This window comes from Variovorax durovernensis (genome assembly GCF_977011995.1).
Genome location: NZ_CDRNCW010000001.1, coordinates 4,890,777 through 4,903,816, shown reverse-complemented (window position 1 = coordinate 4,903,816; position 13,040 = coordinate 4,890,777). Strand labels below are relative to the sequence as shown.

Genomic DNA, 13,040 nt, shown 5'->3' with positions numbered 1-13,040 from the left:
CACGCTATGCCGAGAAAAATCACATTCCTCCTGGCGCTGATCGCCGCGCTGGGCCTGCCGCTGGTGCTGAGCTCTGGCTCGCTCGCGAGCGAGGTACTCATCTACGCGCTGGCAGCACTGGGCTGCAACCTGCTGCTGGGCTACACGGGGCTGCTGTCCTTCGGGCAGGGCATCTTCTTCGGGCTGGGCAGCTACACCATCGCGATCCTGCTCACGCGCCTGCACTTGCCCATGCCGCTTGCATTGCTCGCGGCCATGGCCATGGGCGCGATCGGCGCGGCGGTGGTCGGCTGGGTCGCCATCCGCCAGCGCGGCACTTACTTCGTGATGCTCACGCTGGCCTTCGCGCAGATGTTCTATTTCATCGCCTACACCGCGACCGACCTCACGGGCGGCGACAACGGCCTGCTCGACGTGCCGCGCCCCGGCTTCATGGACACGCCGTGGAAGTACTACGCCTTCGTCGCGGTGGTCTTCCTGATCGCCTTCGGCCTGCTGCTGCGCGTGACCGATTCGATCTTCGGCCGCACGCTGCTCGCCATCCGCGACAACGAAGACCGCGCCGCCGCCGTGGGCTACGACCTCAAGCGCTTCAAGCTGCTGGCCTTCATGATCTCGGGCGCCGTCACCGGCCTGGCGGGCGGGCTGCACGCCATGATGACCGGCATCGCGCCGCTGTCGAACGCCGAGTACCACACGAGCGAAATGATCCTGGTCATCACAGTGATCGGCGGCACCGGCAACCTGTTTGCCTCGGTGCTGGGTTCGGCCTTCTATGTGCTGCTGGCCGACTGGCTCTCCACGCTGTGGCCGCGCTGGCTGCTGCTGCTGGGCCTGCTGCTGATCGGCGTGAGCATCGGCATGCAGCGCGGGCTCTGGGGGCTGGGCGAGGGCATCTGGAAGCGCATCTTCCGGCGCACGCCACAGGCGGCTTCGAACGCACCCGCCGCGCAAGGAGAAAAGGCATGAGCGACGTTCTCATCGAAGCCATCGGCGTCACCAAGCACTATGGCAAGTTCGCCGCGCTCGGCGGGGTCGACCTGAAGATCAGGCGCAACACCGTGCACTCGGTGATCGGCCCCAACGGCGCGGGCAAGACCACGCTGTTCCACATGCTCACCGGCACTGGCACAACCACCGGCGGCCGCATCCTGTTCGACGGCCACGACGTCACGCGCGAGCCCGACCACCGGCGCGTGCAGCGCGGCATGGCGCGTTCGTTCCAGGTCACGGCGCTGTTCCTGAGCCTGTCGGTGCGCGAGAACCTGCGCGTCGCTGCACAGGGCGTTTCGCCGCGCCAGGCCATGAACTGCTGGCGTGCACCGGTCGGCGAACTGGCCTGCACGCAGACGGTGGACGAAGTGCTGCAGCGCGTCGGCCTCGAACGGCTGGCGAACACGCCGGCCAGCGAGCTTTCGCATGGCCAGCAGCGCCGCCTCGAAGTGGGCATGGCGCTGGCCGCCAGGCCGAAGGCCATCTTCCTCGACGAGCCGACTTCGGGCATGGGCATCGACGACCTCGACGACATGAAGCAGCTCATTCGCAGCCTGCGCGACCGGCACACAGTGGTGCTGATCGAGCACAACATGAACATCGTGATGGACATCTCCGACACCGTGACCGTGATGCAGCTGGGCCGCGTGCTCGCCGAGGGGCTGCCAGGCGATATCCGCGCCGATGCGCGGGTGCGCACGGCCTATCTGGGCAACATGATCACCGGAGGCAAGGCATGAGCGGCGGGAAGAACATTCTCGAAGTCGAAGCGCTCCATGCGCACTACGGCAAGAGCCATGTGCTGCAGGGCATCTCCATGCGCGTGGGCGAGGCCGAGCTGGTCACGCTGCTGGGCCGCAACGGCGCGGGCAAGTCGACCACGCTCAAGAGCATTGCCGGTGCGGTCACGCCCACGAGCGGGCGCGTGCGCTTCCAGGGAGCGGACATCGCGGGCATGCCGCCGCATCGCATTGCCACGCGCGGCGTGTGCCTGGTGCCCGAGCACCGCGGCGTCTTCAAGCTGCTGACGGTGGAAGAAAACCTGCTGCTCGGCCTGCGGCGCGAGTCGCCCTGGCAACTGGCCGACATCTACCGAATCTTTCCGCGCCTCAAGGAGCGGCGGCGCAACGGCGGCGGGCAGCTGTCGGGCGGCGAGCAGCAGATGCTGGCCATTGGCCGCGCTCTGATGAATCACCCGCGCCTGCTGATCCTCGACGAGCCGGTCGAAGGCCTGGCGCCGGTGATCGTCGAGGAGATCGTCGCGCAGCTGAAGACCATCAAGGCGGCCGGCGTGGCCATCCTGCTGGTCGAGCAGAACCTCGAAGTCTGCGTGCAGCTGGCCGACCGCCACTACATCGTGGAGCAGGGCGTGATCGTGCACGAGGCCGGCAACGCAGCCTTCATGGCCGACCATGAAGTGAAGGACCGCTATCTGGGCGTGGGCCTTGCTTGAGGCTTCCCGCAACACTTATCCATATCGCAAAGCCATGAACTCACACACTGAACTCCGCATCGACGGCCAGCGGCTCTGGAATTCGCTGATGGAACTGGCGCGGCTCGGCGCCACCGAGAAAGGCGGCGTCTGCCGCATCGCGCTGACCGACCTCGACCGCCAGGGCCGCGACCTGTTCGTGCGCTGGGTGCGCGAGGCAGGCTGCGAGGTCCGCGTGGACGCCATCGGCAACATCTTCGCGCGCCGCGCCGGCCGCAACAACGCGCTGCCGCCGGTCACCACCGGCAGCCACATCGACACGCAGCCCACCGGCGGCAAGTTCGACGGCAACTACGGCGTGCTCGCAGGGCTGGAGGTGATCCGAAGCCTCAACGACGCGAAGATCGAAACAGATGCGCCGCTCGAAGTGGCTGTCTGGACCAACGAAGAGGGCTCGCGCTTCGTGCCCGTGATGATGGGCTCCGGCGTGTTCGCCGGTGCGTTCACGCTCGAACATGCGCTGGCGCAGTGCGACAACGACGGCGTCAGCGTGTCCGACGCGCTCGCTTCCATCGGCTACGCGGGCAGCACGCCCGCATCGGCAACGTCATCGCCGGTGGGCGCGTACTTCGAGGCGCACATCGAGCAGGGCCCGGTGCTCGAAGCCAACGAGCGCGTGATCGGCGTGGTGGAAGGCGCTCTAGGCCAGCGCTGGTACGACGTGGTGGTGCAGGGCATGGAAGCCCATGCCGGCCCCACGCCGATGGAACTGCGCAAGGACGCGCTGCTGGCAGCCTCCGAACTCGTGATCGAGGTCAACCGCATTGCGCTCGCCCACGCGCCTCATGGGCGCGGCACGGTCGGCTGGATCGACAACTATCCCAATTCGCGCAACGTGATCCCGGGGCGCGTGAAGCTCAGTGTCGATCTGCGCGCGGCCGACGACATAGTGCTGTCGGCCATGGACGCCGAACTGAAAGAAGCAGTGCAGCGCATCGCGACGAAGGGCAAGGTCGAGATGTCGGTGGAGCAGGTCGTGTATTTCCAGCCGCAGCCTTTCACGCCGAAGCTGGTGTCCGCCGTGCGCGAAGCCGCGCAGGCGCAGGGCATGACCTGGATGAACGTGATCAGCGGCGCGGGCCACGACGCGGTGTACCTCGCACGCGTGTGCCCCACGGCCATGATCTTCGTGCCTTGCCTGGACGGCATCAGCCACAACGAGATCGAGGACGCGCAGCCCGATCACCTCGAAGCCGGCTGCAATGTGCTGCTGCAGGCCATGCTGCAAAGCGCGGGAGTCGTGTCGTGAAAACCTTGCGCCGCGCCCTGGCGGCGCTGCTCCTCGCGTGGTCCGTGGTGCCGGCAGGGGCTGCCGAACCCATCCTGGTGGGCCAGTCCGCGGTGCTGACCGGCCCGCTGGCGCCCAACAGCCTTGCGTTCATGGAAGGCCAGACGCTGCTGTTCGACCAGCTCAACAAGGCCGGCGGCATCGGCGGGCGGCCGGTCAAGATGATCACCTACGACGACGCCTATGCGGCCGACAAGGCCGCGGCCAACGCCGAGAAGCTGCTCGGCACCGACCGCGTGGTCTGCCTTTTCGGAACCATGGGCACCGGCATTGGCGCCGCCATGGTGCCCGTGGCGGCGAAATACGACAGCTTCATCTTCGGCGGGCTGACCGGCGCCGCGGTGCTGCGCGGGCCGAAGGTGCCGATCTATCACGTGCGCGAGTCGTACGCTGACGAAGTGCGGCGCGTGATGACCCACCTGGCGACGGTGGGCCTGACGCGCATCGCCATCGTCTCCAGCGACGACGCCTACGGCAAGGGCATCGAGAAGGACGCGATAGACGCGCTCCAGAAGAACGGGCTGTCGCAGGTGCTGGCGCTGCGCTTCGATCCGCAGGAAAAGGAACCGACGCGCGCCGCGCAGCAGATCATTGCCAGCGGCGCGCAGGCCGTGTACGTCATTGCGGCGGGCATGCCGGCGATCAACATCATCCGGGCGCTGGTCGCCGCGCCGATTCATCCGCAGATCTACACGAACTCGGTGGCCAGCTCTTTCCTGCTCTACAAGGAGCTCGGCGAGAAGAGCCGCGGCATCGTGCTGTCGCAGGTGATGCCCCCGTACTGGAAGACCCGCTTCCCCATCGTCGACGAGTACCAGCGCGTGCGCAAGAGTGCGGGCAGCGAGGGCGAGGGCTCCTACCTGGGCCTGGAGGGCTACATCACGGCCAAGGCGGTTGCGGAAGCGCTGCAGCGCGTCAAGGGACCGATCACCACCGAATCGCTCAGGCGAACCATAGAGACTTCGCCGCCCATGAGCCTGGGTGGCTACATGCTGACGTTCAAGGCCGACAACCGCAACGGATCGGATTTCGGCGACATCACGATGCTGGCGAGCGGCGGGAAGTTTGCACAATGAAAGTACTGATCGCGCGACTCAACCACGAGACCAACACCTTCTCGCCCGTGCCCACGCCGCTCGCGGCCTTCGGGCCCGACGGGCCGACCTTCGGCGAGCAGGCTTACCGCGACAACAAGGGCATGCGCACCGCGATGTCGGCCTTCATCGACCTGGCCGAGGCGGCCGGTGCCGAACTCGTCACGCCGGTGTCGGCCTCGGCCAACCCGAGCGGGCCGGTCGATGCGCAGGCCTACACGCTGCTGACGCAATGCATCGTCGATGCGGCTGCGGGCTGCGACGCCATCCTGCTCGACCTGCATGGCGCGATGGTCGCGCAGAACAGCGTGGACGGCGAAGGCGACCTGCTCGTGCGGCTGCGCGCGGCGGCGCCGGGCGTGCCCATCGGCGTGGCGCTCGACCTGCATGCCAACGTCACGCCCGAGATGGTTGGGAACGCCGACGTGATCGTCGGCTTCAAGACCTATCCGCACATCGACATGTACGAAACCGGCGAGCACGCCGGCCGGCTGATGTTCGACCTGCTGGCCGGACGCAGCAAGCCGGCGATGCGCTGGAAACAGCTGCCGCTGATGGCGCACACGCTGCGCAGCGCGTCGTTCACCGGTGCGATGCAACGCGCCATCGAGGCGGCGCGCGAGGCGGAGAAATCGGAGTCGCTTGCGGTGTCGATCCTGGCGGGCTTTTCCCTCTCCGACATAGAAGCGCCGTGCATGAGCGTGATCGTGGTCGATGCGCATTCGCCAGAACGCGCGCAGGCCACGGCCGACCGCATCGCCGCGCAGATGTGGAACGAGCGCGAGTCCTTCGTCTACCGCAGTGAGCCGATGGTGGAATCGATTGCGCGTGCGAAGCTGATCGCGGAAGGCGCCACGCGCCCGGTGCTGCTGCTGGACCACGGCGACAACTGCATGTCCGGCGGCAGCTGCGACACCATGGACGTGCTGCAGGAGGCGCTGGCGCAGGGGCTGCACGGCATCGGCGTGGGCCCGCTGTGCGATCCCGAGGCGGTGGCGCAACTCATTGCGGCGGGCGAGGGCGCCGAGGTGACCGTGGCGCTGGGCAACAAGGTCTCGTTCGAAGGCATCGGGCTCTTGAAAACGCCGGTGCGCCTGACGGGCACGGTGCGTGCCGTGAGCGACGGTGAATACACGATCACCGGCCCCACCTACACCGGCCAGCGCAGCAGCATGGGCCGCACGGTGCTGTTCGACATCGGCGCTGCCCGCATCGTGGTGACGGAGCGCACGCAGGAGCCGTGGGACATCGGCGTCTTCGAATGCGCGGGGCTCGATCCGCGCAAGGAGCGCTTCCTGCTGCTCAAGTCGCGCATGTACTGCCGGCCGGTGTTCGAGCCGCTGTCGGCCGCGCTTGTGGAGTGCGACAGCCCCGGTGTGACGAGTTCCGACTACAGCCTGTTTCCGTTCAGCAAGGTGCGCAGGCCGGTGTTTCCGCTCGACGCGGATGCGGAGATGACACGGGCGGCATGACCTCCCAGGTCATCGACGCTGTGCGCGTGCGGCGCGACCATTCATTCACCCCGCGATGTTGCGGGTCGAAACTCCCGAAAGGAATGGTCATCATGAACACTGCCGCACACGACGCCGCCACGATTGCCCAACGCTACATCGCCGTCTGGAACGAGACCGACGCCGCGCGCCGCGCCGCGCTGATCGAAGCCGGCTGGACCGCCGATGCCCGCTACGTCGACCCGATGGCGCAGGCCAGCGGCCGCGAGCAGATCAGCGCGCTGGTCGGCGCGGTGCATCAGCGCTTTCCCGGCTTCCGTTTCAACCTTCTGGGCAAGGCCGACTCTCACGGCGACCATCTGCGCTTTTCCTGGACGCTGGGCCCGAGCGGGGCCGAGGACCTGATCCAGGGCACCGACTTCGCGCAAGTGGAGGCGGGCAAGCTCAGCTCGGTGACCGGCTTCCTCGACAAGGTCCCGGTCGGCGCCTGAACAGGAGCTGAACAGCGAGGCTTTTCAGCCGATAGGTCTGTCAGTCCGGCGCGCCGGCCGGCCGTCCGCGCCACAGCTTGCGGTACACGGTCGCGCGGCTGATGCCCAGCGCCCGCGCGGCCTCCGCCACGTTGCCGCGGGCATCGGCCACCGCCTTGCGGATCAGCGCGGTTTCCACGTCGCGCAGCCGGGGCCGGCTGTCCGCCGCCGGCAGCCCACCCGGAGTGCCGCGGCCGCCGTGCTGGGGCTGCACCTGCACCCGCAGGCCCGACCACAGCGGCACCTCGAGCATGGCCTCGCCGCGCCGGGCTGCGTCGAACATCATGTGCAGGGGCAGGGCGAACAGGTCGTTGAAATGCAGCGCCTGCTGCTCGCGCGCCAGCGGCTGGTGCAGCATCTGACGGGCCACCGCGTTGGCGCCGGTGACGTGGCCTTCGCCATCGATGCACAGCAGCCCCTCGGTGGCTTCGCTGGCGGTGCTGCCGGGCCAGGCCAGGCGCAGCAGCAGCTCGCAGGGCTCGCGCAGCACCAGCATGTTCTCGATGCTGCGCGCGGACAGGGTGGCCAGGTGCCGCAGTTCCGGGCGTTCCACCACTTGCACGCCGGTCAGGTCGAGCATGCCGATGCAGTCGCCCCGGGGGCCGAACAGCGGCGCGCCGGCGCAGCTGTAGACGCTGGTGTCGTCGAAGAAGTGCTCGCCGCGGTGCAGCCACACCGATTCCTGCTCGGCCAGCGCGGTGCCGATGGCGCTGGTGCCGATCGCCCGCTCCGACAGGTCGACGCCGATGCGTCCGATGTCGCGTGCATAGCGGCTGGCGGCATCGGTGCCGTCGGGCAGGTTGCCCACGTCCACCACGATGCCATCGGCGTCGGTCAGGATGGCGAAATAGCGGGTGTCGGCGATGGCGCGCGAGAGCCGCTCTATCACCGGCCGCGCGGCCGCGACCAGCACCCGGTTGCGCTCGGCGGCATCGCGCTCCGCGGACTGGCTCACCGGGTCGAAACTGACGCGCTGCTGAGGGCGGCGGCCGGCCTCGATGCAGCGCTGCCAGGAGCGGCTGATCCAGGAGTCGACGCAGGCCGTTGCGCGCGCCCGGGGGGATTCGCCGTGGATCAGCTCGCGGCGGGCCTGGGCGATGGCCAGCGAACGCTCAGGGGCTGGCGAAACGATTGAAGCAACAGGCATCGTGGGGTGTTCGCGCGGTGTGGGGGCTTTTCCCGGCTCGCAGGATGGCAAGCTGTTTCATTTTGAGAATTTCGCGCCGTCTGTGCAAGTGTCAAGGGTTTTGCCTAGGATAGTGCGGGAGGTCGGCATCCAAGATGCTTTTGCTGAATTAGCCATCACCTTTCACGGAGACAGCCAAATGCAGGTTGCTTTCAAGATCAACGGCCGTCAGGCCACGGTCGACGCTCCTCCCAACACCTTTCTCGTGCATGCCATCCGGGAGCACCTCCATCTCACCGGCACCCACGTCGGCTGCGACACCGCACAGTGCGGCGCCTGCACCGTCCACGTCAATGGCCGTGCCGTCAAGTCCTGCAACATCCTGGTCGCCCAGGCGGCCGGCGCAGACATCACCACCATCGAGGGCATCGCCGATGCCGACGGCGCCATGCACCCCATGCAGGCCGCCTTCAAGGAGTGCCACGGCCTGCAGTGCGGCTTCTGCACCCCGGGCATGGTCATGAGCGCCATCGACCTGTGCACCCACCACCCCAAGTCGAGCGAATCGGAGATCCGAGAGCTGCTCGACGGCAACCTGTGCCGCTGCACGGGCTACCAGAACATCGTGAAGGCCGTGAAGATGGGCGGCGAGGCCATGGCCTCGGGCACGCCCGTCAAGACAACGGCAACGGCCTGAGGAGAGCGACATGGGCGCATCCGACTTCTCCAATCTGCCGCACATCGGCGAGGCGCTGCGGCGCAAGGAAGACTACCGGTTCCTGACCGGCGCGGGCAACTACACCGACGACATCACGCTGGCCAACCAGAGCCACGCCGTTTTCGTGCGCTCGCCGCACGCCCACGCCACCGTCAAGTCGGTCGACATTGCCGAGGCCATGAAGATGCCCGGCGTGATCGGCATCTTCAGCGGCAAGGACATCGAGGGCAAGATGGGCGGGCTGCCCTGCGGCTGGCTCATCAACAACCCCGACGGCACCCCCATGAAGGAGCCGATGCACCCGATCCTGGCGATCAACAAGGTGCGCTACGTGGGCGACCACGTGGCCATGGTGGTGGCCGAGACGGTCGAGCAGGCCAAGAACGCCGCCGAGGCGGTGGTGGTCGACTACGACGTGCTGCCCGCGCTCGTGAGCGTGGCCGACGCGGCCAGGAAGGCCGGCGGCGTCACCCTGCACGACGAGGCGCCCGACAACCAGTGCTACAAGTGGGCGCTGGGCGACAAGGCGGCGGTCGACGCGGCATTCGCGAATGCCGCGCACGTGACCAAGCTCGACCTGGTCAACAACCGGCTCATTCCCAACCCGATCGAGCCGCGCGTGGCCATCGGCAGCTACAGCCGGGGCACCGACGACTACACGCTCTACGTGTCCAACCAGAACCCGCACGTCGAGCGCCTCTTGATGACGGCCTTCGTGCTCGGCCTGCCCGAGCACAAGGTGCGCGTGATCGCGCCCGACGTGGGCGGCGGCTTCGGCTCCAAGATCTTCCTGTATGCGGAAGACGTGTGCCTGACCTGGGCTGCCAAGCAGCTCAACCGCAACATCAAGTGGACCGCCGAGCGCTCCGAGTGCTTCCTGTCGGACGCCCACGGCCGCGACCATGTGAGCCACGCCGAAATGGCGATGGACAGTCAAGGCAAGTTCCTGGCCATGCGCGTGCACACCGACGCCAACCTCGGCGCCTACCTGTCGACCTTCTCCACGGCGGTGCCCACCATCCTCTACGCCACCCTGCTCGCGGGCCAGTACACCACGCCGCAGATCTACGTGGAGGTCGATGCCTGGTTCACCAACACCGCGCCGGTCGATGCCTACCGCGGGGCCGGCCGGCCCGAGGCCACCTACCTGCTGGAGCGGCTGGTGTCGCGCTGCGCCTGGGAAATGAACCTGGGGCAGGACGAGATCCGCAAGCGCAACTTCATCACCACCTTCCCGTACCAGACGCCGGTGGCGCTGCAGTACGACACCGGCGACTTCCATGCATGCATGGACAAGGCCCGGGTGCTGGCCGAGGTCGACGGCTACGCGGCGCGCAAGGCGGCCAGCGAGGCCAGCGGCAAGCTGCGCGGCATCGGCTACTCGAGCTACATCGAGGCCTGCGGCATCGCGCCGTCGAACATTGCCGGCGCGCTCGGTGCGCGGGCCGGCCTGTTCGAGTGCGGCGAGATCCGCGTGCATCCGACCGGCAGCGTGACGGTGTTCACCGGCTCGCACAGCCACGGCCAGGGCCACGAGACCACCTTCGCGCAGGTGGTGGCGGCGCGGCTGGGCATTCCGGTCGACAACGTCGACGTGGTGCACGGCGACACCGGCCGCGTGCCCTTCGGCATGGGCACCTACGGCTCGCGCTCCATCTCGGTGGGCGGCGCGGCCATCATGAAGGCGCTCGACAAGATCGAGACCAAGGCCAAGAAGATCGCCGCGCACCTGATGGAGGCGAGCGATGCCGACATCGAGTTCGCAAACGGCGAGTTCACGGTCAAGGGCACCGACAAGAAGATCCCCTTCGGCCAGGTGGCGCTCACGGCCTACGTGCCGCACAACTACCCGCTCGACAAGCTGGAGCCCGGCCTGAACGAAACCGCCTTCTACGACCCGACCAACTTCACCTTCCCGGGCGGCACCTACATCTGCGAGGTCGAGATCGACAAGCAGACCGCCGAGGTGCGCGTGGACCGCTTCACCGCGGTGGACGACTTCGGCACCATCATCAACCCGATGATCGTCGAGGGCCAGGTGCACGGCGGCCTGGTGCAGGGCATCGGCCAGGCGCTGCTCGAGAACTGCGTGTACGACAAGGAAACCGGCCAGCTGCTCACCGGCAGCTTCATGGACTACGCCATGCCGCGCGCGGCCGAGTTCCCTCAGTTCAAGCTGGACACCGTGTGCACGCCTTGCACGCACAATCCGCTGGGCACCAAGGGCTGCGGCGAAGCGGGCGCCATCGGCTCGCCGCCGGCGGTGATCAACGCCGTGCTCGACGCGCTGGCGCCCCTGGGCGTCAAGGATTTCGACATGCCCGCCTCGTCCAGCCGTGTCTGGGAAGCGATGCAGGCCGCCGCCAACCATTGATCGACAGATCGAACATACAGAACAAAGAAGGAAGCACACCATGTATGCCTTCACACTCGAACGACCGGCCACATTGGCCGACGCGGCCCGGCTCGTTGCAGCAGGCGCCAAGCCGCTGGCGGGCGGCCAGACCCTGCTGGCTTCCATGAAGCTGCGGCTTTCCGCCCCTGAACAGCTGGTGGACCTGAGCGGCATCAAGGAACTCACGGGCATCCGCAAGGACGGCAACACGCTCACCATCGGCGCCATGTCGCGTCACCTCGACGTGGCCAACAACGCCGACGTGAAGGCCGCCTTCCCGGCGCTGGCCGACCTGGCCTCGCGCATCGGCGACCGGCAGGTGCGCGCGATGGGCACCATCGGCGGGTCGGTGGCCAACAACGACCCGGCGGCGTGCTATCCGAGCGCGGTGCTGGGTTCGGGCGCCACCGTCGTCACGTCGAAGCGCGAGATTGCTGCTGACGACTTCTTCCTGGGCCTGTTCACCACCGCGCTGGAAGAAGACGAGCTGATCACCGCGATCCGCTTTCCGATTCCGAAGCGCGCCGTCTACGAGAAGCTGCGCCAGAAGGCTTCGCACTTTCCGCTCGTCGGCATCTTCCTCGCGCAGGCCGACAGCGGCGCGGTGCGCGTGGCCGTCACCGGCGCGGGCAACGGCGTGTTCCGCCATGCCGGGCTGGAAGACGCGCTGAACCAGAACTTCACCGCCGCGGCCGCCTCCGCCGTGAAGATCGACGCGAGCGACCTCAACAGCGACCTCCATGCCTCGGCCGCCTACCGCGCGAACCTGATCAGCGTGCTCACCCAGCGCGCCGTGACCAAGGCACTGGCTTAGGCTTACCCCCAGGCTTCGCGCACTTCATGTCGCTTCGCCAACCCCCTTGCAGGGGGCAGCACCTGCGGCCCGGTAAAGCCGGCTCCGCGGTGTTCGCGAAAAGGCGGCGCGGCGCATGCCGGCTCGCTCCGAGCTTCCGCTAGGCTTCGCCATGATCTTTCCGACCATCGATTCTCTCTCCGACGGTTTGATGCAGGCCGGCTACTTCGCCGACCGGCGCCTGGCGACGGCCGTGTTCCTCGCGCTCAAGCTGCAGCGGCCGCTGCTGGTCGAAGGTGAGCCCGGCGTGGGCAAGACCGAGCTGGCCAAGGCGCTGTCGAAAGCGCTGAACCGCGAGCTGCTGCGCCTGCAGTGCTACGACGGGCTGGAGCAGCGCGAGGCCCTCTACGAATGGAACTACGCGGCGCAGCTGCTGCACATGCGCGCGGCGGAAGCCTCCGGCGCGCTGAGGGCCCCCACGCTCGGCGCTGACGCGTCCTCGCTGCCCCCCGAGGGGGCTCTCGCGCCTTCGGGCGGCCGGGCGGCGCTCGTGCGCGACGTGGAAGCCGAGGTCTACCAGCCGCACTACCTGATCCGCCGCCCGCTGCTGCAGGCGTTGCAGACGCCCGCGCCGGGCGCGGTGCTGCTGATCGACGAAGTCGACCGCGCCGACGAGCCCTTCGAGGCCTTCCTGCTCGAGTACCTGGGCGAGTACCAGGTGAGCATTCCGGAGCTTGGCACGGTGCGCGCCGTGGTGCCGCCCGTGACCATTCTCACGAGCAACCGCACGCGCGAGCTCAACGACGCGGTCAAGCGCCGCTGCCTGTACCACTGGCTCGACTACCCCGAGCGCGAACGCGAGCTGGCCATCGTGCGGGCCCAGGTGCCGCAGGCGAGCGAGAAGCTGTCGGCGCAGGTGTCGGCCTTTGTCGCGCGGCTGCGCGAGGCGCCGTTCGTCAACGCTTTCCAGCGCGCGCCCGGCATTGCCGAGAGCGTGGAGTGGGCGCGCGCGCTGATCGCGCTCGACACGGTCGAGCTCGACCCCGAAGTGGTGGTCGACACCGCCGGCATCCTGTTCAAGCAGCGCGACGACGTGGCCGCGCTCACGCAGGAGCTGGCGTCCGACCTGCTGCGTCCCGAGGAGCCGGCCGCGCGCTGAG

12 protein-coding genes are annotated in these 13,040 nt (G+C 68.0%); 11 read left to right on the top strand and 1 reads right to left on the bottom strand.

What is annotated here, in order from left to right:
* Nucleotides 1–6 precede the first annotated feature (6 nt).
* From ACWV14_RS23295 to ACWV14_RS23265, 7 genes are all read left to right on the top strand, one after another.
* Entirely contained in the window at nucleotides 7–969 is a 963-nt protein-coding gene (locus ACWV14_RS23295; RefSeq protein ID WP_454903915.1) for a branched-chain amino acid ABC transporter permease, read from the top strand.
* Nucleotides 966–1,733 (top strand): ABC transporter ATP-binding protein, encoded by a 768-nt coding sequence (locus ACWV14_RS23290; RefSeq protein ID WP_093050013.1) that lies wholly within the window; start codon nucleotides 966–968, stop codon nucleotides 1,731–1,733. Before ACWV14_RS23295 ends, ACWV14_RS23290 begins: the two co-directional genes overlap by 4 nt.
* Nucleotides 1,730–2,446 (top strand): ABC transporter ATP-binding protein, encoded by a 717-nt coding sequence (locus tag ACWV14_RS23285; protein WP_106935190.1) that lies wholly within the window; start codon nucleotides 1,730–1,732, stop codon nucleotides 2,444–2,446. The genes ACWV14_RS23290 and ACWV14_RS23285 overlap by 4 nt, the downstream gene beginning before the upstream one ends.
* A gap of 34 nt (nucleotides 2,447–2,480) precedes the next feature.
* Nucleotides 2,481–3,734: a Zn-dependent hydrolase gene (locus ACWV14_RS23280; RefSeq protein ID WP_454903913.1), complete on the top strand. Its 1,254-nt coding sequence runs from the start codon at nucleotides 2,481–2,483 to the stop codon at nucleotides 3,732–3,734.
* Nucleotides 3,731–4,849, top strand: coding sequence for an ABC transporter substrate-binding protein (locus ACWV14_RS23275; RefSeq protein WP_454903911.1), 1,119 nt, complete (start codon nucleotides 3,731–3,733; stop codon nucleotides 4,847–4,849). Before ACWV14_RS23280 ends, ACWV14_RS23275 begins: the two co-directional genes overlap by 4 nt.
* Nucleotides 4,846–6,339, top strand: coding sequence for a M81 family metallopeptidase (locus tag ACWV14_RS23270; protein ID WP_454903909.1), 1,494 nt, complete (start codon nucleotides 4,846–4,848; stop codon nucleotides 6,337–6,339). The genes ACWV14_RS23275 and ACWV14_RS23270 overlap by 4 nt, the downstream gene beginning before the upstream one ends.
* A 92-nt stretch (nucleotides 6,340–6,431) precedes the next feature.
* Nucleotides 6,432–6,809 (top strand): nuclear transport factor 2 family protein, encoded by a 378-nt coding sequence (locus ACWV14_RS23265; protein WP_454903908.1) that lies wholly within the window; start codon nucleotides 6,432–6,434, stop codon nucleotides 6,807–6,809.
* A 40-nt stretch (nucleotides 6,810–6,849) separates the two neighbouring features.
* Here ACWV14_RS23265 and ACWV14_RS23260 read toward each other — a convergent pair whose 3' ends face one another.
* Nucleotides 6,850–7,995: a helix-turn-helix domain-containing protein gene (locus ACWV14_RS23260; protein ID WP_454903907.1), complete on the bottom strand. Its 1,146-nt coding sequence runs from the start codon at nucleotides 7,993–7,995 to the stop codon at nucleotides 6,850–6,852.
* A 178-nt stretch (nucleotides 7,996–8,173) separates the two neighbouring features.
* On the opposite strand from ACWV14_RS23260, the gene ACWV14_RS23255 reads away from it, so the two are divergent.
* The 4 genes from ACWV14_RS23255 (at nucleotide 8,174) to ACWV14_RS23240 (ending at nucleotide 13,039) form a co-directional block, all read left to right on the top strand.
* Complete coding sequence (locus ACWV14_RS23255; protein ID WP_422087638.1) at nucleotides 8,174–8,671, top strand: (2Fe-2S)-binding protein; 498 nt, start codon at nucleotides 8,174–8,176, stop codon at nucleotides 8,669–8,671.
* Between the two features lie 10 nt (nucleotides 8,672–8,681).
* The gene (locus tag ACWV14_RS23250; protein WP_454903905.1) at nucleotides 8,682–11,066 is read left to right on the top strand and encodes a xanthine dehydrogenase family protein molybdopterin-binding subunit; all 2,385 of its coding nucleotides are present in this window, start codon (nucleotides 8,682–8,684) and stop codon (nucleotides 11,064–11,066) included.
* Between the two features lie 40 nt (nucleotides 11,067–11,106).
* Nucleotides 11,107–11,901, top strand: a complete 795-nt coding sequence (locus tag ACWV14_RS23245) for an FAD binding domain-containing protein (protein WP_422087636.1) — start codon at nucleotides 11,107–11,109, stop codon at nucleotides 11,899–11,901.
* 151 nt (nucleotides 11,902–12,052) lie between these two features.
* Nucleotides 12,053–13,039 (top strand): AAA family ATPase, encoded by a 987-nt coding sequence (locus ACWV14_RS23240; protein WP_422087635.1) that lies wholly within the window; start codon nucleotides 12,053–12,055, stop codon nucleotides 13,037–13,039.
* The last annotated feature ends 1 nt before the right edge of the window (nucleotide 13,040 follow it).

Bases quoted from the DNA above. Each gene is read 5' to 3' on its own strand.
- ACWV14_RS23280 (WP_454903913.1), top strand. From the start codon at position 2,481: ATGAACTCACACACTGAACTCCGCATCGACGGCCAGCGGCTCTGGAAT.
- ACWV14_RS23250 (WP_454903905.1), top strand. From the start codon at position 8,682: ATGGGCGCATCCGACTTCTCCAATCTGCCGCACATCGGCGAGGCGCTG.
- ACWV14_RS23255 (WP_422087638.1), top strand. From the start codon at position 8,174: ATGCAGGTTGCTTTCAAGATCAACGGCCGTCAGGCCACGGTCGACGCT.
- ACWV14_RS23240 (WP_422087635.1), top strand. From the start codon at position 12,053: ATGATCTTTCCGACCATCGATTCTCTCTCCGACGGTTTGATGCAGGCC.
- ACWV14_RS23265 (WP_454903908.1), top strand. From the start codon at position 6,432: ATGAACACTGCCGCACACGACGCCGCCACGATTGCCCAACGCTACATC.
- ACWV14_RS23245 (WP_422087636.1), top strand. From the start codon at position 11,107: ATGTATGCCTTCACACTCGAACGACCGGCCACATTGGCCGACGCGGCC.
- ACWV14_RS23290 (WP_093050013.1), top strand. From the start codon at position 966: ATGAGCGACGTTCTCATCGAAGCCATCGGCGTCACCAAGCACTATGGC.
- ACWV14_RS23295 (WP_454903915.1), top strand. From the start codon at position 7: ATGCCGAGAAAAATCACATTCCTCCTGGCGCTGATCGCCGCGCTGGGC.
- ACWV14_RS23285 (WP_106935190.1), top strand. From the start codon at position 1,730: ATGAGCGGCGGGAAGAACATTCTCGAAGTCGAAGCGCTCCATGCGCAC.
- ACWV14_RS23260 (WP_454903907.1), bottom strand. From the start codon at position 7,995: ATGCCTGTTGCTTCAATCGTTTCGCCAGCCCCTGAGCGTTCGCTGGCC.
- ACWV14_RS23270 (WP_454903909.1), top strand. From the start codon at position 4,846: ATGAAAGTACTGATCGCGCGACTCAACCACGAGACCAACACCTTCTCG.